The organism is Nocardioides thalensis, from assembly GCF_013410655.1.
GTDB lineage: Bacteria > Actinomycetota > Actinomycetes > Propionibacteriales > Nocardioidaceae > Nocardioides > Nocardioides thalensis.
The window spans coordinates 2,515,031-2,534,759 of the sequence record NZ_JACCFP010000001.1; the positions used below are offsets into that span (position 1 = coordinate 2,515,031).

17 protein-coding genes are annotated in these 19,729 nt (G+C 70.3%); 9 read left to right on the plus strand and 8 right to left on the minus strand.

What is annotated here, in order from left to right; translation table 11 throughout:
• Position 1 precedes the first annotated feature (1 nt).
• The 4 genes from HNR19_RS12310 to HNR19_RS12325 are packed head-to-tail and all read right to left on the minus strand — an operon-like array spanning position 2 to position 4,392.
• Positions 2–1,618, minus strand: a complete 1,617-nt coding sequence (locus HNR19_RS12310) for an AMP-binding protein (protein ID WP_218910229.1) — start codon at positions 1,616–1,618, stop codon at positions 2–4.
• Positions 1,615–2,397 carry a gamma-glutamyl-gamma-aminobutyrate hydrolase family protein gene (locus HNR19_RS12315; RefSeq protein ID WP_218910230.1) on the minus strand — a complete coding sequence of 261 codons (783 nt, stop codon included), beginning with the start codon at positions 2,395–2,397 and terminating at the stop codon, positions 1,615–1,617. Before HNR19_RS12315 ends, HNR19_RS12310 begins: the two co-directional genes overlap by 4 nt.
• Positions 2,394–3,737, minus strand: a complete 1,344-nt coding sequence (locus HNR19_RS12320) for a glutamine synthetase family protein (RefSeq protein ID WP_179668189.1) — start codon at positions 3,735–3,737, stop codon at positions 2,394–2,396. Before HNR19_RS12320 ends, HNR19_RS12315 begins: the two co-directional genes overlap by 4 nt.
• On the minus strand, positions 3,730–4,392 hold the full coding sequence (locus HNR19_RS12325) for a hypothetical protein (protein ID WP_179668190.1): 663 nt from the start codon (positions 4,390–4,392) through the stop codon (positions 3,730–3,732). The genes HNR19_RS12320 and HNR19_RS12325 overlap by 8 nt, the downstream gene beginning before the upstream one ends.
• Before the next feature lie 214 nt (positions 4,393–4,606).
• On the opposite strand from HNR19_RS12325, the gene HNR19_RS12330 reads away from it, so the two are divergent.
• Genes HNR19_RS12330 through HNR19_RS12365 form a run of 8 tightly spaced genes read left to right on the plus strand, consistent with a single transcriptional unit; the run spans position 4,607 to position 14,824 of the window.
• Positions 4,607–6,130 carry a flavin-containing monooxygenase gene (locus tag HNR19_RS12330; protein WP_179668191.1) on the plus strand — a complete coding sequence of 508 codons (1,524 nt, stop codon included), beginning with the start codon at positions 4,607–4,609 and terminating at the stop codon, positions 6,128–6,130.
• A complete protein-coding gene (locus tag HNR19_RS12335; RefSeq protein ID WP_179668192.1) occupies positions 6,127–7,194 on the plus strand; it encodes an alpha/beta hydrolase in 1,068 nt (355 codons plus the stop codon). The genes HNR19_RS12330 and HNR19_RS12335 overlap by 4 nt, the downstream gene beginning before the upstream one ends.
• Positions 7,195–7,200: 6 nt before the next feature.
• Positions 7,201–8,568: an FAD-dependent oxidoreductase gene (locus tag HNR19_RS12340; RefSeq protein ID WP_218910231.1), complete on the plus strand. Its 1,368-nt coding sequence runs from the start codon at positions 7,201–7,203 to the stop codon at positions 8,566–8,568.
• Positions 8,569–8,597: 29 nt separating this feature from the next.
• Positions 8,598–9,830, plus strand: a complete 1,233-nt coding sequence (locus tag HNR19_RS12345) for an acyl-CoA dehydrogenase family protein (RefSeq protein ID WP_179668193.1) — start codon at positions 8,598–8,600, stop codon at positions 9,828–9,830.
• Entirely contained in the window at positions 9,827–10,648 is an 822-nt protein-coding gene (locus HNR19_RS12350) for an SDR family oxidoreductase (protein ID WP_179668194.1), read from the plus strand. Before HNR19_RS12345 ends, HNR19_RS12350 begins: the two co-directional genes overlap by 4 nt.
• Positions 10,649–10,686: 38 nt before the next feature.
• On the plus strand, positions 10,687–12,285 hold the full coding sequence (locus HNR19_RS12355; protein ID WP_179668195.1) for a long-chain-fatty-acid--CoA ligase: 1,599 nt from the start codon (positions 10,687–10,689) through the stop codon (positions 12,283–12,285).
• Positions 12,282–14,114 carry an FAD-dependent oxidoreductase gene (locus tag HNR19_RS12360; protein ID WP_179668196.1) on the plus strand — a complete coding sequence of 611 codons (1,833 nt, stop codon included), beginning with the start codon at positions 12,282–12,284 and terminating at the stop codon, positions 14,112–14,114. The genes HNR19_RS12355 and HNR19_RS12360 overlap by 4 nt, the downstream gene beginning before the upstream one ends.
• Positions 14,111–14,824 carry an enoyl-CoA hydratase/isomerase family protein gene (locus HNR19_RS12365; protein ID WP_179668197.1) on the plus strand — a complete coding sequence of 238 codons (714 nt, stop codon included), beginning with the start codon at positions 14,111–14,113 and terminating at the stop codon, positions 14,822–14,824. Before HNR19_RS12360 ends, HNR19_RS12365 begins: the two co-directional genes overlap by 4 nt.
• 13 nt (positions 14,825–14,837) lie before the next feature.
• Here HNR19_RS12365 and HNR19_RS12370 read toward each other — a convergent pair whose 3' ends face one another.
• From HNR19_RS12370 to HNR19_RS12380, 3 genes are read right to left on the minus strand one after another with little or no spacing between them, the layout of a single operon-like run.
• Positions 14,838–15,692, minus strand: coding sequence for an SDR family oxidoreductase (locus HNR19_RS12370; RefSeq protein WP_179668198.1), 855 nt, complete (start codon positions 15,690–15,692; stop codon positions 14,838–14,840).
• On the minus strand, positions 15,689–17,167 hold the full coding sequence (locus HNR19_RS12375; protein WP_179668199.1) for a flavin-containing monooxygenase: 1,479 nt from the start codon (positions 17,165–17,167) through the stop codon (positions 15,689–15,691). The genes HNR19_RS12370 and HNR19_RS12375 overlap by 4 nt, the downstream gene beginning before the upstream one ends.
• A complete protein-coding gene (locus HNR19_RS12380) occupies positions 17,164–18,120 on the minus strand; it encodes a patatin-like phospholipase family protein (protein ID WP_179668200.1) in 957 nt (318 codons plus the stop codon). Before HNR19_RS12380 ends, HNR19_RS12375 begins: the two co-directional genes overlap by 4 nt.
• 57 nt (positions 18,121–18,177) lie before the next feature.
• Between HNR19_RS12380 and HNR19_RS12385 the strand changes: the two genes are divergently transcribed.
• Positions 18,178–18,789, plus strand: a complete 612-nt coding sequence (locus HNR19_RS12385) for a TetR family transcriptional regulator (protein ID WP_179668201.1) — start codon at positions 18,178–18,180, stop codon at positions 18,787–18,789.
• A gap of 37 nt (positions 18,790–18,826) precedes the next feature.
• On the opposite strand, the gene HNR19_RS12390 is transcribed toward HNR19_RS12385, so the two are convergent.
• The gene (locus HNR19_RS12390; RefSeq protein WP_343047171.1) at positions 18,827–19,696 is read right to left on the minus strand and encodes an SDR family NAD(P)-dependent oxidoreductase; all 870 of its coding nucleotides are present in this window, start codon (positions 19,694–19,696) and stop codon (positions 18,827–18,829) included.
• Between the last annotated feature and the right edge of the window lie 33 nt (positions 19,697–19,729).

The window sequence follows — 19,729 nt, forward strand, 5'->3', positions numbered from 1 at the left end:
ATCAGCTCCTGGGTCGGGCGAAGTCGTAGGTGGTGCCGGGCTGTTCGGCCGCCCGCGCCTTGAGGGCGGGTTTCGACACCCGCTCGGAGGGCGTCCGCGGGAAGTCCGCGACGAACTCGACGTACCTCGGCACCTTGAACCGGGCGAGCTGCGCGCCGGCACTCTCCAGCAGCTGCTGCGCGGTGTCCCGGTCGGCAGCCACGTCCTCCCTGAGCTGGACGAAGGCCTTGACCTCCTCGCCGAGCACCCCGTCCGGTACGGCGACGACGGCCGCCGCCACCACCCGGTCGTCTCGCTCGAGGGCTGCCTCGACCTCGGCACAGGCGACGTTCTCGCCGCCACGCCGCACCATGTCCTTGATGCGGCCGACCAGCTGGATGCCGCCGTCGGTACGGCGGACCACGAGGTCGCCCGTGTGCAGCCACCCGTCGCGCAGGGCGTCGGCCGTGGCCTCCGGGCGGTTCCAGTAGCCGCTCATCATCGGGACTCCCGCGATGGTCAGCTCGCCCGGTTCGCCGGGCGCCACCTCCTCCCCTGGCCTGGCAGGGTCGGCAACTCGGACCTGCTTGGTGGGCACGGGGCCGCCGAGGCTCCCGCTGCCCACGACCGTGGGGTCGTCGAAGGGACTGAACAGGTCGATCCCCGACTCGGTCATGCCGTAGACCTCCCGCCACGGCGCACCCCAGCGCTCCTCGAGGCCGGCGTGCAAAGCGGTCGGGATGCCCGAGCAGAACACCATGCGGAGGTCGTTGTCGCGGTCGTCCGGTGACGGCGGCTGCTTGAAGAGCAGCGTCGGCATCGACCCGAGCACGTAGAAGAAGGTCGCCCGGTGGCGACGTACGTCTGCCATGAACGTCGACGCGGAGAACCGCGGCAGCACCACCAGTGGTGCCGCCACCGTGAGCGAGAGTGCCGTGTTCCACTGCGGGTCCATGTAGGAGAACGGCTGCGACGTCAGCAGGACGTCGTCGCCGCCGAGCCCGGTGGCCGCGGCGCAGATCCAACCGAGGCGGACCCAGTAGCCGTGGGTGAGCATGCAGGCCTTGGGGAAACCCGTCGTGCCCGACGTGTACTGGAGGTTCGCGAGGCTGTCGGTCGCCGCGTCCAGGACGGGTGGCGTGTCCGGGAAGGGCTCCGAGCCGTCGTCTGCCACGTCGATGACACGTACGGCGGCGAGCCCGCTCTCACCCGCCAGCACCTCGTTGACCAGACCGGCGCGCTCGCTGTCGGTGAAGACGGCCCGGGCCCCCGAGTCGCGCAGGACGAAGGCGAGGTCGGCGCGCTGGTAGCCGCAGTTGACGGGTACGGCGACCGCCCCGGCCTTGAGCGCAGCCAGCCAGACCACGGGCCAGTGCACGACGTTCGGCAGCATGATGGCGATGCGGTCCCCCGCGCGGACACCGTCCACCTCGAGCATCCGGTGGGCCAGGCGAGAGGTCCAGGCATCGATCTCGGCGAACGACCAGGACCACTCGCCGAAGCGCAGGAACTCACGGTCACCCGCGTCCCGGGCGCGCTGTGCGAGCAGCGCGGTCAGCGTCGGGACCGAGGGCTCGTCCGCCATCTGCTCGGACGCGACGGCGGGGCCGCGGGTCAGGTCGGTCAGCTGCGTGTTCACAACTCACTCCTCTGCAGCAGTCGGGCCGCTTCGCTGACGACCCATGTGAGCGTCGGGTCGGTGCTCTTCATCCACTCCGGGTGCCACTGCACGCCGAGGACAGGGCGACCGGGCACCTCGATCGCCTCCACGACGCCGTCCGCGGTGCGGCCGGTGACGACCACTCCCGCGCCGCACTGGTCGACGGCCTGGTGGTGCCAGGAGTTGGTCACCACGTCGCCGTCGAACAGGCCAGCAGCGACGGAGCCGGTCTCGAACGAGACGAGGTGGTCGACGGTGCCGTCGGTGGGCGCCGTGTCGGCTGACAGGTGGCTCACGGACCCGGGTGCGAGGTCGGGGACGAGCGTGCCGCCGAGGGCGACGTTGAGGACCTGCATCCCGCGGCACACACCCAATACGGGGATCTCCCGCTCCAGGGCTGCCCGGACGAGGGCGAGCTCGTACTCGTCGCGCTCGGGGTCGTGCACCATCGGGTCGGTCCTCGGGTCGATGCCCCGGACCACGGAGGTGTCGCCACCCCAGTACGCCGGGTGCACGTCCTGCCCCCCGGTGATCACGACTCCGGCGAGCCAGGCGCAGACGCCCTCCGGGTCGGTGTCGTAGGACACGTGCACCGGGAGGCCGCCGGCCTCGGCGACCCGCGTCGCGAAGTCCGACATCGACGTGTCGATGCACCGGTCGCCGTACCGCTCGTCGGAGCCCTCGATCAGGGACAGCCGGAACCGACGACCGGTGATGCCGATCAACGGCCGCCGGTCGGCCGTCGTGCGCGGCCTCACGGGAACTCGAAGTAGCGCTGGGACTCCCACGCGGAGAGCTCGGCGAACGGGTCGCCGCCCTTGGTGTGGAACTCCATCCACTCCCACCGGCGGGACGCGACCCAGAAGTCCACGAACTCGTCGCCGAGGTACTCGCGCAGGAGCGGGTCGGCGTCCAGAGCGGCGCCGGCCTTGGACATGGTGTCGGGGATCCGTGGCACGCCGCGGCTGTCGGGCAGGCACCACGCCATGTCGGTGACCTCGGCGGGCGGCTCGATCCGCTGCTCGATGCCCGCGAGCACGCCCGCGAGCACGCCCGCCAGGGCCAGATAAGGGTTCACGTCGGCGCCGGGCAGCCGGTACTCGAGCCGCGAGTACTTCGGGTGGCCGGTGATCGCCCGCACCGCGGCGGTCTTGTTGTTGACTCCCCAGCTGACCGTGGTCGGCGGCCCGGTCAGGTCCACCAACCGCCGGTACGAGGTGATCTGGGGGAATGCGATCGAGGTGTTGCCCTCCATCGTCGCGAGCAGGCCGCCCACGGCGTTTCGCATCAGGTCGGACGGTCCGTCCTCGGCGAAGAAGCGGTTCACACCGTCGCTCTGGAGCGAGACGTTGATGTGCGCGCCCTGACCGAAGCCCGCAGTGGGCTTAGCCATGAAGGAGACCGTGTGGCCCAGCTCGTGGGCGACCTCGCGCATGACCTGCCGGGTGCGAGCCCAGTTGTCGCCGAGCCGGACCGGGTCGGTCGGGGCGAGGTTCAGCTCGGTCTGTCCCGGCGCCGCCTCGTCGGTCCAGGCCTCCCACGCTATGCCGACCCGGTCGAGCCGCTCGACGACCGCCTCCATGTAGGCGATCCAGTCGCCCGAGCGCGCGAGGTGGTACGTCGCCCCGGTGCTGCCGCCGAGGGGCGTGAGGTCGCGGTACCCGCGCGAGCGGGCTTCCTGGACGGACTCCTCGAACAGGGTCGCCTCGATCTCGACGGCGACCGGTGCGTCGTACCCGTCGTCGGCGAGGCGCGCCACGAGCCGCCGCACCAGGTTGCGCGGGCAGATCGGCACGGGGGTGCCGTCCTTCAGCCAGTAGTCACCGATCACCGAGTCCAGGCCCGGCTTCCATTCCACCAGGGTCGTGAGGTCGGGGATCATCTGGATGTCGTAGAGGTTGCCCCGCCAGTCGGGGAAGGCGTCACCGAGCACGATCTCGTTGTTGAGGTCGATCGCGAACAGGATGTCGGCGAACGCGAAGCCGGTCTCCTTGCCGGCCTCGAACTTCGCGGACGACACGTTCTTGCCGAGGAGACTGCCCTCGTGGTTCGTGGCCTCGAGGCGGACGGCCCGCCGGGCGGTGGTGGTGTCAGACATCGAAGCGGACCTTCCACGAGGCGGCGGTCATCACGGACAGCTGTGCGAGGGTGCCCTGGACCTGCACCCCCGCGCCCAGGGAGGTGAGGAGGTCGTCGGCGCCGCTGAAGACGCCGGCGAGGAGGTCGGCCGGTCCGGCGATCCCGTAGGTCGTCGCGCCCTCGCCGAATCGACCGCGCTCGACACCGTTCGCCCCGAGCGCCTCGACGACCAGGACGTCCGGGATGCCCGGGATGCCGCGCGCGACCTCCCAGAACCGAGCGGCCGCATCCCGCCACGGGGCCATGGGGAGCCGGAGCGCGCGGAGCAGCGCGGCCGCCAGCCCCGCGTCCCCCGTCGGCTCCTCGGTGGGCCCGAACCGGGCGTTGAGGTCGACCACGACGGATGCAGCCGGCTCTCCGAAGACCCCGCTCGTCACCTCGACCACGTCGCCGGCGAGCGTGACCGTGGCCGCCTGCGGGGTGTCGTGCGAGCGGACCGCCACGGTGCCGAGCAACCCGGCCACCAGGTCGTCGCCGCCGTCGCGTGCGACTGCCGCCGCGTCGCGCAGGGTGCGCCCGATGAGGCGCACCACCGGGGTGGCGTCGTCCTCGACAAGGATGCGGGTCATCTCGAGGCGCGGGGACGGCGCCTCGATCGTCGTGCTCTCGGTCATTGCTGTCCTCCGGCTGGTACGCCATCGATCGTTTCTTAGTCATATGACTCGATCGCTTGACCATGATGGTGGAGCGCGAAGCACGCCTTGTCAACCACCACGCCCCGATCCGTCCACCCAGCACGCAGTCCGAATCGGCTCTTGACGGCGGGTGATCACTGCCACACACTTAGTCAACCGACCCAATCAGATGACTAACTCGAAGGATGCAGCGATGAAGCACGAGACGACCACCGAGACCGCCGACATCGTCGTCATCGGCGCCGGGCTCTCGGGCATCGGCGCCGCGAAGTACCTGAAGGACGAATTCCCCGACAAGAAGCTCCAGCTTCTCGAGGCCCGAGCCTCGATCGGCGGCACCTGGGACCTGTTCAAGTACCCGGGCATCCGGTCCGATGACGCCGTGCACCACTACGGCTTTGAGTTCAAGCCGTGGTTGCACGAGGACGCGATCGCCGAGGGCCACCTGATCATGGACTACCTGCACGAGACCATGACCGAGTTCGGCCTCGGCGAGATCCTGCGCCTGCGACACCGGGTCACCGCTGCCGACTGGAACAGCGAGAACGCGCAGTGGACCCTGCAGGTCACCGCGACCGACGAGGCCGGCAACGTGACCCGCAAGACCATTCAAACCAGTTTCGTCTTCAGCAGCACCGGCTACTACCGGTACGACCAGGGCTACGAGCCGCGGTTCGAGGGGCGGGAGGACTTTCAGGGCGACATCCTGCACCCGCAGCACTGGCCCGAGGACTACGACTACAGCGGCAAGCGCGTCGTGATCATCGGCAGCGGCGCGACCGCCGTGACCATGCTTCCCGCGATGCTCAAGGGCGACAGCGCGGCGGCCCACGTCACCATGCTGCAGCGGACCCCGAGCTACATCGCATCCATCCCCCGGGTGGACAAGGTCGCCCAGGCGCTCATGAAGGTCTTCGGCATCGACCGGGGTTACGCCCTGACGCGCCGCAAGAACATCTGGCGCGACCACTTCCTCGTGACGGTCATGAGCCGGTTCCCGAGGTTCGGTCGCTGGCTCGTGCGCAGCATGACCGCCAAGGAGCTGCCCAAGGGCTTCGACGTCGACACCCACTTCTCGCCGCCGTACAACCCGTGGGACCAGCGCCTGTGCGCCACGCCCGACGGCGACTTCTTCCAAGCGATCCGTGAGGGAAGCGCCGACGTCGTGACCGACCAGATCGAGCGGTTCACCAAGGACGGCATCCTGCTGAAGTCCGGCCAGCACCTCGAGGCCGACCTCATCGTCACCGCCACCGGCCTCGTCATGCAGATGCTCGGCGGCATCAAGCCGACCGTGGACGGGTCCCCGGTCAACGTCGCCGACTCGGTGCTCTACCGCGGCGCTCTGATCTCCGGCGTCCCCAACTGGGCCATGATGCTCGGCTTCACGAAGGCGACCTGGACCCTGCGCATCCGCAACGTCACCCGCCTCGTCGCCGACGTGATCCGCGAGATGGACCGCAACGGTCACGACACGGCACTGCCCGTCGCTCCGGAGGGCATGCCCACAACGGACCTGTTCGATCTCTCGGCCGGCTACATGGAGCGCGCGAGGGCGGAGCTCCCGCGCCAGGGCACCGGCCTGCCGTGGCAGATGCACACGACGTTCGTCAGGGACAACCGGCTCTTCAAGGGACGACTCATCCACGACGACATCCAGTTCGCGAAGCGAGCCGCCAAGGCCCAGCACCTGGCCGGTGTGGAGGCAGCATCATGAGCGAGCCACGATTCACGGTCGCCCAGCGCCTGCAGCGGACCCTGCTGGTCCTGCTGAGCCGCCTGCCGGCGCGCCTGCAGCGGCTGCTGGCGAAGCCGCCGGTCAACAGCGCCGGCGACACCATGGCTCCGGATGTCGCGCTGCTGATGAAGCTCGGCGCGTCGGGTCCCGACTACAGCGACCTGCCACCCGAGGAGGCACGGGCGACCACCGAGCAGGACCTTGCCCTCTTCGCGGCCCGGGTCGAGCCCTGCGCCGTCGAGGAGGAGATCGAGGTCTCGTCCGAGGTCCAGCTCACCCGCTACAGCAACGGCACGCCCTCGCGCGGGCTGATCCTCTTCTTCCACGGTGGCGGCTTCGTCATCGGTAGTCGGGTGAGCTACACCGCCCCGGTGCGGATGCTCGCCCACGGGACCGGCGCCGACGTCGTCTCCGTGGGCTACCGGCTCGCCCCCGATCACCCGTTCCCCGCGGCCCAGGACGACGCCCTCACCGCGTGGAGGTACGTCGCCGCGCGCGCTGCGGAGTGGGGGGTCGACCCCCGCCGCATCGTGGTCGCCGGCGAGAGCGCGGGCGGCAACATCGCCGCGGTCCTGTCCCAGCAGGTGCGCGGTGAGGCGGTCCAACCGATGCTGCAGGTCCTCATCCAGCCGGTCACGGACCTCGTGGAGCACCGCCCCTCGCAGGGCGAGTTCGCCGACTCCCCCGCACTGTCGGCCAAGCAGATCGCCTGGTTCGTGAACAACTACCTGCCTGACGGCACCGACCGTAGCGACCCGCTGGTCTCCCCCTTGCGCGCGAGCTCGCTGGCCGGGCTGCCCCCCGCGATCGTCAACGTGGCGGGCTTCGACCCGCTCCACGACGACGGCACGGCGTACGCTTCCGCGTTGCTCGAGGCCGGCGTGCCCGTCGAGGTGACCCGCGAGGCCGGCCAGGTGCACGGGTACATCTCCTACACCGCGGTCAGCCCGAGCTGCCGCCAGGCGACCGAGCGGCTCGTCGCCTCCATCTCCGCGGCGCTCGGCCGCATCGACCTCACCACTCCCGTCACGAAGGCGAGCTGATCAACCGTGAGTGCATCCACCAGCACCGAGACCCGTGAGGAGAGCTGCGAGGTCGTCGTCGTCGGCGCCGGCATGGCCGGTCTGATGGCCGCGACCACCCTCGCCGAGCGTGACGTCGTCGTGCTCGAGGCAAACGACCGCGCCGGCGGCCGCGTCGACACTGTGCGCAAGGGCGACTACTGGATCAACGTCGGCACCCAGTTCACCGAGGGAACCGGCCCATTGATCGACGCGCTCCACCGTCACGGGGTCCACCTCGGAACGCTGGAGGGGAAGTCGGTCGCTCTGTCGCTGGGCGGAAAGCAGGTCGACACCTCGAACCCGTTCGCCCTGATGTTCCGGTCGAAGATGACGTGGCGGGACCGCTTCGGCCTGGCCGCAGTCGGAACGCGCATCCTGGCCAACGTCCCCTTCCTCGAGATGAACGAGGACAATCGGTGGGCCAGGCGCGTCCGGGCCAAGCTGGACGACCGGCGCGCGGACTTCGTCCTGCGCGGTGTGAAGTCCGAGCTCGCTCGCGACATGGTCCGTTCCTGGTCCGGGCAGTGGATGGGCTGTGAGCCGGAGGAGACCGCCGCAACGCAGTTCGTCTTCTCCATGGGCATCCTGCTCACCGACCCCGAGAAGGTGGACAACCTGACGCTCCCCGAGGGCGGCAACCAGACGCTGACCGACATCCTCACCGAGGACCTCGGCGACCGGCTCCGGCTCGGCTCGCCGGTCAACGCGCTCGAGTGGACCGCGGACGGGGTCGTCGTCGACTACCACGACGCCGACGGACCGGCCCGCATCAAGGCCCGCCGCGCGATCGTCGCGGTACCGGCCGACGTCGCGGTGAAGATCATGCCGGGTCTGCCCGCGTCGTACCGAGCCGCCTTCGAGGCCATCCACTACGGCCGCTACGTGGTCGTCGGGTTCTTCACCCACGAGGAGGGCACCCAGCGGTGGGACGACTACCTCGCGGTGTCGACGCCCGGACACTCGTTTCAGGCCGTGTTCAACCATGCTGCGGCCCTGCGTCGTGGTCCGGTCCGCAAGCCCGGTGGGGCGCTGGCCTGCTTCGCCGGGGGCGCCGAGGCCGACAGGCTGATGGAGCTGACCGACGAGGAGATCGTCGCCCGCTTCACCGCGGACCTCATCAAGGTGTATCCCGAGCTGGAGGGCAAGCTCGAGGACGGCATCCTCCGCCGACATCCCCGCGTCGTGCCGTTCTGGGCCCCCGGCGGCCGCGCAACCCTGCCGACCCTCCGCGAACCCCTCGGCCCCGTCCACCTGGCTGGCGACTACCAGCTCGACATGCCCTCCCTTGCCGACGCTGCCGCGTCCGGCGAGCGGGCCGCACAGCAGGTACGGGCGAGCCTGACCCACGACTGACCGTCCTGCACCACCATCGAAAGGCACTCATGACCACCCCGCAGCACCCGGTCCGCCAGGCCGACCGCCTCTATCGCGACTTGCTCTCCCCCGCCGAGACGCTCGAGATCCGGGAGCGGGTCCGGAAGATCGCCGCCGACGTGGTGGCACCGGCCGCGCGACGGATCGCCAACGGCGACGAGCGCGTCGACGGGTTCCCCCGCGACGTCTTCGACGGGCTCGCCTCCGCAGGGCTCTTCCGCGTGCCCTTTGCCGCCGAAGTCGGCGGAGACGGCCTGGCGCACCCGGTCACCGCCACCGCGGTCGCGATCGAGGAGCTCGCCTACTACTCCAGCAGTATCGCGGCGGTCTTCGACGTCCACTGCATCCTCTCCGGCAGCGTGCTGACCCATGGCACCGAGGCGCAGCAGCAGCGATGGCTACGACCGGTCGCGGAGGGCAGCCTGGTCGGGGCGTTCGCCACCACCGAGCCGGAGGCGTCGTCCGACCTGAGTCCGCAGGCGGTGCAGACGGTCGCGGTCCGGCACGGCGACGCCTGGGTGCTCAACGGGCGCAAGCGATGGATCTCCAACTCGCCGGTCGCCGGCTTCATCGTCACCCTCGCCCGCACGGAGGACCGGCTGTCGATGTTCATCGTCGACACCAGCCAGCCCGGCGTCCGCGTCGGTCAGCCGGACCAGAAGATGGGCAACCGCGGCCAACTCACTGCGGACGTCTGGTTCGAGGACGTCGAACTCATGGACGACGCCCTCCTTGGCGGTGAGCCCGGGCAGGGCCTCCGCCACGCCCTCGCCACGCTCACCCTGGGCCGCATCGGGATCGCGGCCGCCGGCGTCGGCATGGCGCAGGCCGCGTTCGACCACGCCGTCGCGCACCTGTCGACCCGCGAGGCCTTCGGCCGCAAGCTGGCCGGCAACCAGCACTGGCAGTTCCTCATGGCCGAGCGGGCGACGGAGATCGAGAACGCACGCTCCCTCTACCTCAAGGCAGCGCTGCGCCGCGACGCGGGCGAGGTGTTCCCCGAGCCGGAGGCCTCGATGGCGAAGTTCTACGGCAGCCGGCTCGCGGTCGACATGGCCCGCGATGCCGTCCAGGCGTTCGGCGGCCTCGGCTTCGCCCGCGAGCTCAGCGCCGACGGCACGCCGGGACCAGTCGAGGCGATCTACCGCGACAGCAAGATCGGCGAGATCTACGAAGGCGCCAACGAGATCCTGAAGTGGGTCGTGGCGCGCACCATCTTCGGCAAGGAGATCACCGGATGAGCCTCGCGGGCCGCACTCTGCTCATGTCGGGCGGCAGCCGCGGGATCGGTTTGGCGATCGCCGTCGCCGCCGCACGCCGTGGCGCCAACGTGGTCCTGCTGGCCAAGACCGACATTCCGGACCCGCGCCTGTCCGGCACGATCCACACCGCTGCTGCGGAGATCGAGACTGCAGGCGGCAACGCGCTCCCGGTCGTCGGGGACGTACGCGACGAGGCGTCGGTGGAGCGGGCGGTGGAGCAGGCGGTGGAGAGGTTCGGAGGCGTCGACATCGTCGTCAACAACGCCTCCGCGCTGGCGGTCGACGGCACCGAAGCATTGCCGACGAAGCGGTTCGAGCTGATGACCGACATCCAGCTGCGCGGTACGTACCTGCTGTCCAGCAAGGCGCTGCCCCACCTGCGCAAGGGCACCAACCCACACATCCTTTCGCTCAGTCCGCCCCTCAACCTCTCTCCGGCCTGGTTGGGCGCCCACCCGGCGTACACCATGGCCAAGTACGGCATGACGCTGCTGACCCTCGGGTGGGCGGCGGAGTACGCCGCGCACGGCGTGGCCGCCAATTGCCTGTGGCCCGAGACCTACATCGCCACCGACGCAGTACGGAACATCCTGGGCGGCGAGGCCGCCCTGGAACGGTCCCGGTCGCCCGAGATCGTGGCCGACGCCGCGGTGGCGATCCTCGAGCGGCCGGCCATCGAGTGCTCCGGCAACACGTTCCTCGACGTGGAGGTGCTCCGCGAGGCGGGAGTCACCGACCTCTCGCCGTACGGCGGGACCGGCGAGCTCGAGTACGACATCTTCGTCGACCGCCCGTGATGACGATCGACCCGACCTCCAAGCCCGTGAGGACCACCATGCTGAATCTGGCCACCCTGCTCGAGCATTCCGCCCGCAAGCACCCCGACCGCGAGGCGGTGGTGCTGGGGGCGACGCGCATGACGTACGCCCAGGTGGACGCCGCCGCCAACCAGGTCGCGAACCTGCTCGTGGAGCGCGGGATCCAGCCCGGCGACAAGGTCGCACTGATGTGTCCGAACCTGCCGCACTTCCCGATCGCCTATTACGGCATCCTCAAGGCGGGCGCCGTGGTCGTCCCACTGAACGTGCTGCTGAAGGGGCGCGAGGTCGCCTATCACCTCGACGACTCGGATGCGAGGGCGCTGATCGCCTTCGAGGGCACCGAAGCGCTGCCGATCGGCGCCGAGGCCGCGGCTGGCTTTGACCAGGTCGGCGCCTGCACGGACTTCTTCGTCCTCGTCGCCGACCCGGCGGCGCCCTCGCCGATCGAGGGTGCCGAGACGCTCGGCCAGGCGCTGGCGGGCCTGCCGACGACCTTCGAGACAGTGCTCACCGACGCCGACGACACCGCGGTCATCCTCTACACCTCCGGGACGACCGGCCAGCCCAAGGGCGCCGAGCTGCGCCACCGCAACATGTGGGACAACGCGCTGGCGAGCAAGGCTCTGTTCGGGTGCGACGAGAGCCGGCCGGACACCTACCTGTGCGTCCTGCCGCTCTTCCACTCCTTCGGGCAGACGACGATCCAGAACGGCGCCTTCGCGTTCGGTGGGACCGTGGTGATGCTTCCCCGCTTCGAACCTGGTCCGGTGATCGAGGCGATGCTGCGCGAGTCGGTCACCGTCTTCGCCGGCGTGCCGACGATGTACTGGGGCTTGCTCGGGGCACTCGACGACGACACCGACGTGGCGACCCTGGCGAAGAACCTCCGCATCGCGATCTCCGGCGGGGCGGCGCTCCCCGTCGAGATTCACCACGAGGTCGAGAAGCGCCTCGGGGTCACGATCGCGGAGGGGTACGGCCTGTCCGAGACCTCCCCCGTGGCCTCGTTCGCGCCGTATGGCGAACCACCGCGCCCCGGCTCCATCGGCACACCCATTCCCGGTGTCGAGATGAAGCTCATCCAGCCTGACTCCTGGGCCGAGATCGAATGGTCGCCGGACGCTGTCGGCGAGATCGCCATCAAGGGACACAACGTGATGAAGGGCTACTACAAGCGATCCGAGGCGACTGCCCAGGTCATCAACGAGGACGGTTGGTTCAGGACCGGTGACCTCGCCCGCCGCGATGAGGACGGCTACTACTACATCGTCGACCGATCGAAGGATCTCATCATCCGAGGCGGCTTCAACGTCTATCCCCGAGAGGTCGAAGAGGTTCTCCTGACCCACCCGGGCGTCAGCCTCGCCGCCGTCGTGGGCGTGCCGCACGAGAGCCACGGTGAGGAGGTCAAGGCCTTCGTGATCCCCCAGCCCAGCTCCCCCCTGACCAGCGACGAGCTCGTGGCCTGGGCCAGGGAACAGATGGCCTCCTACAAGTACCCCCGCATCGTCGAGTTCGTGCCCAGCCTCCCGATGACCGCGACCGGGAAGATCCTCAAGCGCGAGCTGGTGCGCAGTACGTCGAGGTCCACCGCAACCTCCGCGGACGCATGAGCCCTTCTCGCGAGCCGCAGCGCCACCACCACATCCTCGTGGAGGCCGAGGAGTTCGACGACTACGGCGGATGGACGCTGGACTCTCAGTTCGAGTCGGAGATGGGATCGCCGTACCTTCTGGCTCACGGCCTAGGAATCCCTGTCGGAGACGCCTCGACAACCGTCGACGTCGAGCGGGCCGGCTCCTACCGCGTGTGGGTGCGCGCCAAGGACTGGGTGCCCTCCCACCATCCCGGCCGCTTCACCGTCAGCATCGGCGGCGAGCGGCTGCCGGTCGAGCTCGGCGCGAATGGGCGTGATTGGAGCTGGGAGAACGCCGGCCGGGTGGAGCTCGCTGCAGGCAGAGTCACGATCCGCCTCACCGACCTGACGGGGTTCGACGGCCGCTGCGATGCCATCTACCTGACGACGACCGACGCCGAACCACCCAACGCGATCGATCCCGAGGCTCGTGCCTGGCGACGTCAGCTGCGCGGACTGCCGGACCATCCGGCCGATGGTGGATCGTTCGACCTGGTGGTCGCCGGCGGTGGCGTGACGGGATCGGCAGCCGCGCTCGCGGCAGGTCGCCTCGGCCTCAAGGTCGCTCTCATCCAGAACCGCCCGGTCCTGGGCGGCAACGCGAGCATCGAGATCGGTCTGACGCCCCGGGGAGAGACCGGCCCGCTCATCACGGCGTTGACCGCGCGGTCGAGGAATGGCGACCTCGCCGCGCTCGAGCTCCTGCGCGCAGAACCCACGGTCTCGGTGTTCCTCGACCACCAGGTCTTCGGCGTAGTGCGCGACGGCGACCGGATTGTCGCGGTCGACGCCCGCCAGGCCCACTCAGGACGCGAGATCCGATTCCGCGGCGCGATGTTCATCGACTGCACCGGTACCGCGATCCTCGGCATCCTGGCCGGTGCCGAGACCATGTTCGGCTACGAGAGCAGAGCCGAGTTCGACGAGCCGCTCGCTCCGGACAAGCGCGTCGATTCTCACCACGGCAACACCTTGTTCTTCCGGACCCGAGAGCTGGACCATCCGTGCGGCTTCCCCGACGTCCCGTGGGCAGTCGAGGTGGCCCAGGACTTCGCCAACCTCGGCGGACAGCTCGAACGCCCCGGCGTCGACAACGCAGCAGGCCCGGTCGCCGGACCCGCGCGGACCCCGGATCCGGACGTCCGCCGGCGGATGCTCAAGCCTCTGACTCACTTCTGGGAGTACGGTCACGACCTCGACCCGTACACCGAGGCCGAGCACATCCGCGACCACCTCCTGCGCGCGGTCTACGGCACGTTCGCGAACGTCAAGACGCTCGAGCCGGAGACCTACGCGAACCTCGCACTCGACTGGGTGGCCGTGGTCCCCGGACAAGGCGAGTTCCGTCGTTACAAGGGCGCCTACGTCCTGACCGAGAACGACATCCGCGAGCACCGAAGGTTCGACGACACGGTCGCGTGGAACTCAGGGGCGTTCTGCTTGCACTACCCGGGCCACGAGAAGTACGACTTCCGCCTCCGGGACTGGAAGTGGGACACCCGAGACGGCAGGCCGTTCGAGGTGCCGTTCCGATGCCTGTACTCGCCCGAGATCGAGAACCTGATGATGGCAGGTAAGCACATCAGTGTTACTCACGTCGCCGGTTCAGTCACCAAGTTCATGGGCAACGGTGGTCAGCACGCGATCGCCACCGCGGCCGCGGCGAAGGTCTGTCTCGACCACGACGTCACACCGCGCGAGATCCGTGACGCCCACCTCGAGGAGATCAGGGAGGCGGTCGCGGAGGTCACGGGCCGGTCGGACGTCCGCGCCGACCGACCACACCCTCGATACTCGGCGTCATGAGCCTCATCAGGGAACGCCGTGACGGCGGCACCGAGATCCTGCGCATCGACCGACCGGACCGGCGCAACGCCCTCGACACCGCGACGCTCCGGTTGCTCAACAAGACGCTGGCCGAGCTGTCGGACGACGCGGACCTCCGGGCGATCGTGCTCTCGACGACGTCCACCACGGCCTTCTGTGCCGGCGCCGACGTCGGCGAGTCGCTGGATGCCGAGGGAGGCGTCGCCCGGATGGAGGCCTTTGCCGAGCTATACCGACTCGTCGAGCACGTCCCGGTGCCGACGATCGCCGTGTGCGTGGGCAACTGCGTCGGCGCCGGAGCCGAGATCGTCGCCGGGTGCGACCTGCGGGTCGTCGGCGACAACCTGAAGCTGGCGTGGGCCGGTGCCCGCCTCGGCGTGCCGGTCGGTCCGGCACGGCTCTCGGGACTCGTCGGGCTCAGCCGCGCCAAGGAGCTGATCTACACCGGTCGACCCGTAAGCCCCGAGGAAGCGGTCGGCCTGGGGTTGGCCCGGGCGGTCGTGCCCGCCGCCGAGGCCGAGGCCGCCGCGATCGCGCTCGCGGAGGCCATCACGCGCCAGTCGGCCATCGGAGTGCGGACGCTCAAGGAGATGTTTCGCGAGCTGGAGCGGACGTCCGAGCGGATCGACTACGAGAACACCCGGCTGCTGACATTTCAGCGTGAGGGCGCCGGGCTTCCCCAGGCATGATCGCGCCCCGCCCTCAGTTCGCGGTCTCGGATTTGTTCTCGATGCGGTCGAGGTAGCGGCGGCGTACGGGTTCGTCGACGCGGGTGATCGCGGCGTCGTCGTGGGTGAGCCTGCGCAGGACGTTGAGCACCCGCTCTGGGACGAACGGCACCGTCTTGGTCGCGAGCCCGACGTACGAAGGGACGGCGATCTCGGCCGCACGGGTCCGCACCGAGCCGACCACGGCCCGGGCGATGTCCTCGGGGTCGACTGTCGGCAGGACACCGAGGTCGATGCCGGAACTGAGCTCGGTGCGGACCGCGCTCGGCAGCACCGCGGTGACGCTGACACCGGTGCCCCCCATCTCGAGACGGGTGGCGGCCGTGAGGCCGACAGCCGCGAACTTGCTGGCGTTGTAGACCGCGAGGCCCTTCAGCGGGAACTTGCCCGCGAGGGAGGCGACGTTGACCACGTGACCGCGGCCGCGCTCGACCATGCCGGGCAGCACGATCCGCATGCCGTTGATGACGCCGTGGACGTTGACGTCCATCGTCATCCGGTCGATCCGCTCGGTGCCCTCGAGAAAGGCGCCGTTCGGCATGATGCCGGCGTTGTTGACCAGGACGTCGACCGGCGAGCCGTGGTGCTCCTCGGCCGCGGCGACGAACGTCTCGAAGGAGGTCGCGTCGGTGACGTCGAGCAGGTAGGCGCTGACCTGCGGGCCCAGGTCGGCGGCCGCCTCCTGGGCGAGCTCGAGGTCGAGGTCGCCGATCGCCACCTGGGCGCCTGCGGCGGCGAACTCGCGCGCGGTGGCCAGGCCGATGCCACGGGCAGCGCCGGTGATGACGACCAGCGCGCCGTCCAGGTCGATCGGGGTGAAGCGGCTCATGCGGGGACCTCCTCGGTCGCGGAAGCGGTGGTGTAGGCGGCGACGTCGAAGCGGCTCACCCGGCGGACCAGGGCGCTGCTGGACCACGGCCACGCGAAGCTGTTGCGGCCGTTGGCGTCGCGGTAGTAGCTGTTGCAGGAGCTGGCGTTGTAGGCCGTGCCCTCGAGCGCGGCCTGCACCTCGTCGACGTACGCCTGTTGGACCTCCGGTCGTACGTCGAGGACGAGGTCCTCCGCGCGGGCGGCGGTGATGGCGTCAACGATGTAGGAGACCTGGGCCTCGGTGATCTGGAACGCGGAGGTGTGCCCGGTGCCGAGGCTGGGCCCGAGGACGATGAACGCGTTGGGGAACCCGGACACGACCGTGCCGAGGTAGGCCTCGGGCGACCCGGCCCAGTGCTCGGCCAGCGAGCGGCCGTCGGCGCCGCGGACGAGCTCGGCGACCGGCATGTCGAGGATGTGGAACCCGGTGCCGAGGATGATCGCGTCGACCTCGACGGCGGTTCCGTCGGCGCCGACGACGGTGGAGCCCTCGACCGAGCGGACTCCGGTGGCGTGCACCTCGACGTTCGTCCTGCCGAGGGTCTGGAGGTAGTTGTTGGAGAACAGGATCCGCTTGCAACCGATGAGGTAGGCCGGCGTCAGCTTCTCCCGCAGCTCGGTGTCGCGGACCGCCGCCCGCAGGTAGGCCTTGCCGAGCGCCTGGAGCGCGTGCATCAGCGGCCGCGGCCGGTGGAACGCGAGCCCCACGAGCTCCATCATCGAGTACTCCAGCCGCTTCACCGTCGCCGCGAGCAGCGGCACGTTGTGTAACGCCCACTGCTCCGGCCCGGGCACGGGGTGGTCGAGCTTCGGGAGGACCCAGTGCGCGGTGCGCTGGAAGAGGTGGAGCTCGGCGACGTCGGGCTGGATCTCCGGCACGAACTGGACGGCAGAGGCTCCGGTCCCGATCACGGCGACCCGCTTGCCGCGCAGGTCGTAGTCGTGGTTCCAGCGCGCGGAGTGGAACACCTCGCCCGGGAACGCGGACAGCCCCGGCACGTCGGGGATCTTGGGCTCGTTCCAGGGGCCGGCGGCCGAGACGAGGTAGGTCGCGGTGAGGTCGCCCGCGGAGGTCGCGATCCGCCACCGTCCGGCGGGACCGTCCCAGGCCGCCGACTCGACGGCGACGCCGAACCGGGTCACGTCGTCGAGCCCGTGGTCGCGGGCGACGGCGTCGACGTACGCGAGGATCTCGGCCTGGCCGGAGTAGACGCGCGACCAGCCGGTGTTGGGAGCGAACGAGTAGGAGTAGAGCCGGGACGGCACGTCGCACGCGCACCCGGGGTAGGTGTTGGCGCGCCAGGTGCCGCCGTAGGTCTCGGCCTTCTCGAGGACGACGATGTCGGTGACCCCGGCGTCCCGCAGCCTGATGGCCGCGCAGATGCCGGAGATGCCGGCGCCGACGATGACGACCTCGTGGTGGGTGGTGCTCATGCGGTGGCTCCTGCTGTGTCGGCGGCGCGGACGGCTGCTGCGACCCGTGCCGGGAGGGCGCGGCGGGCCGCGACGATCGCGGCCTCCCGCCGGGCGATGTCCATGAAGTTCGGTCCCATCGCGGCCAGCTCGTCGGCGCCCGGCTCCACCCGGATCACGCGGATGCCGGCGTCACGGAGCATCGCGACCTCGCGGTCGAGCCCGCGGGTCATCTGGCTGCGCAGCAGCCGCTCGAGCCGGGACAGGCCGGTGCCCGGGACGCCGCCGTGGGTGGTCATCGGCGCCACGACGACGACCTCGTCGACCTCCCGGCCCAGCAGGAGGTCGGCCGAGACCGAGGAGACCGCTCCGCCGTCGACATAGCTCCGGCCGCCGATCCCGACGGGAGGGAACCAGCCCGGGATGGCCCACGACGCGGCGACCGCGTCACCGAGGTCTGCGCTGGGCGCGTCGGCGTCACCGAAGGCCACCCGCCGACCGGTGCGGGCGTCCGCGGCGACGATCAGCGTGTCCGGATGAATCGTCCAGCCGGTAGCGGGGTCGGCCAGCACCTCCCCGAAGGCACGCAGCCAGGAGGCGTCCGCGCTGCCCCGCGGCAGCAACCCGGCGACCGCCGTGTACGCCGAGCCGCCGCGGATGCCCGCCCGCACCAGGCCCCAGGCCGGGACACCGATCGCCGGAAACCGCGGCAGGTGCCCGGGATGGGTGTCGAGGTGCCCGGTGAGAAGGGAGTCCGCCCCGGGCTCGTGGTCCAGCGCGGCGAGGAGGTCCGCCGTAGACCGGCCGGAGCCGATGGCGGCGACCAGCTCCGCCCCGGCCGAGGTGCCGACCAGGGTGTGGGCGTCGCGGACGTCCCAGTCGAGGGCACGTTCCAGCTCGGACAGCGCCACGGCCGTCCAGGCGAGCCCGAGGGTGCCGCCGCAGCCGATGGCGAGTGCACGTCGCGTCGTCATACTTCGGATACTAACGGTATTCGAATACCAACGGTAGTCCGATGCTAGGATTTCTTCGTGAGCCGGATCAGCCGCAAGGAGTCCCACGCCCGCACCCGCGAGGCTCTGGTGACGACCGCCAAGCAGCTGTTCCTCGAGCAGGGCTACAACGTCACCTCGCTCGAGAAGGTCGCCACCGAGGCGGGGTTCTCCAAGGGCGCGGTCTACTCCAACTTCGGCACCAAGTACGAGCTCGGCCTCGCCGTGCTCGATGCGGTCCGCGAGGACCGGGTCGTGTCCCTGGCCGCCGCGATCGACGGACTGACAGAGGTCGAGGAGCAGCTCGACGCGTTCGCCGTCTGGGCCGACGCCAACATCGGTGACGTCGGCTGGACAACGCTCGAGGTCGAGTTCGCCACCAGCAACCGGCACGTGGCCGGGGCGACTGCGCAGCTCGCCGAGCGGCGCCGGGCAGTGACCGCGGCGATCGCGGACCTGATCGAGCGCCAGGCCGCCGACCTCGGACTGACCCTCCCGATGCCGGCCGAGGACGCGGCCGTGACCCTGCTGTCGCTCGGTATCGGCCTCGGCGTGCAGCGAGCCTTCGACCCCGAGCTCCCCATCACCTCGCTGGTCGACCTGCTGCGCCAGCTCTACGTCCGGCAGCCCGCGCCGCAACGGCACGAGTGACCCGGGCCGGCGGCGCCGGGCTCAGCTCAGTCCCGCGTCAGCCGCCCTGCCCGCGCGCCGCGGCGGAGTCCTTGGTCGCGCGGTGGGCGATCGCCATCCCGAGGTCGCTGAGCCGTGGCGCGACCAGGTTGAACACCTCATAGGCGTCGGCGAACAGCGTGTTCACGGTCAGCGGCCGGTCCTCGAGCGCACGCACCACCCGCTCGGCGACGGTCTCGGGCGAGAGGCCGCGACCGGCGTACGCCTCCGTGGGGGCGGTCATCGCGGTGTCGACGGTCGACACCCGCATGTTGGTGAACGTGACGTTGTCGAAGAACGCCTCCCGCCCGGCGATGCGGGAGAACACGTCGAGCGCCGCCTTGGAGGCGATGTAGGGGGCGAACTTGGGCGCCTTGATCTGCACTCCCCAGGTGAGGATGTTGACGACGTGCCCGAACTTCTGGGCGCGCATCGCCGGCAGCAGCCCCATGGTCAGGCGCACCGGACCGAAGTAGTTGACGGCCATCGTCCGCTCGAAGTCGTGGAACCGGTCGTAGGTCAGGTCGAGCGACCGCCGGATCGAGCGGCCCGCGTTGTTGACCAGGTAGTCGACGGCGCCGTATGCCTCGAGGGCGTCGGCGACCAGTGCGTCGACGGCCGGGCCGTCGGTGAGGTCACAGGGAAAGACGTCCGCCGCTCCCCCAGCCTTCTCGATCTCGGCGCGGACCTCCTTGAGCGCGTCGGCGCGTCGCGCGACGAGGACCACGCGGGCACCGCGCCGCGCGGTGGCGAGCGCGGTCGCCCTGCCGATGCCCGACGAGGCGCCGGTGATCATCACGACGCGGCCGTCGAGCGGGCTCGGAGCGCCGGTGACGCGGCGCAGGACCCGCGCGGCAGCGGCGCGAGGGGTCTGGACGATGAGCTTCACGGGTTCTCCTCAGGTCTCGCGGCTCACGCTAGT

Coding starts and splice junctions, on each gene's coding strand:
- HNR19_RS12365 (WP_179668197.1), top strand. CDS start 14,111: ATGAGCCTCATCAGGGAACGCCGTGACGGCGGCACCGAGATCCTGCGC.
- HNR19_RS12350 (WP_179668194.1), top strand. CDS start 9,827: ATGAGCCTCGCGGGCCGCACTCTGCTCATGTCGGGCGGCAGCCGCGGG.
- HNR19_RS12380 (WP_179668200.1), bottom strand. CDS start 18,120: ATGACGACGCGACGTGCACTCGCCATCGGCTGCGGCGGCACCCTCGGG.
- HNR19_RS12345 (WP_179668193.1), top strand. CDS start 8,598: ATGACCACCCCGCAGCACCCGGTCCGCCAGGCCGACCGCCTCTATCGC.
- HNR19_RS12335 (WP_179668192.1), top strand. CDS start 6,127: ATGAGCGAGCCACGATTCACGGTCGCCCAGCGCCTGCAGCGGACCCTG.
- HNR19_RS12320 (WP_179668189.1), bottom strand. CDS start 3,737: ATGTCTGACACCACCACCGCCCGGCGGGCCGTCCGCCTCGAGGCCACG.
- HNR19_RS12325 (WP_179668190.1), bottom strand. CDS start 4,392: ATGACCGAGAGCACGACGATCGAGGCGCCGTCCCCGCGCCTCGAGATG.
- HNR19_RS12330 (WP_179668191.1), top strand. CDS start 4,607: ATGAAGCACGAGACGACCACCGAGACCGCCGACATCGTCGTCATCGGC.
- HNR19_RS12360 (WP_179668196.1), top strand. CDS start 12,282: ATGAGCCCTTCTCGCGAGCCGCAGCGCCACCACCACATCCTCGTGGAG.
- HNR19_RS12355 (WP_179668195.1), top strand. CDS start 10,687: ATGCTGAATCTGGCCACCCTGCTCGAGCATTCCGCCCGCAAGCACCCC.
- HNR19_RS12370 (WP_179668198.1), bottom strand. CDS start 15,692: ATGAGCCGCTTCACCCCGATCGACCTGGACGGCGCGCTGGTCGTCATC.
- HNR19_RS12375 (WP_179668199.1), bottom strand. CDS start 17,167: ATGAGCACCACCCACCACGAGGTCGTCATCGTCGGCGCCGGCATCTCC.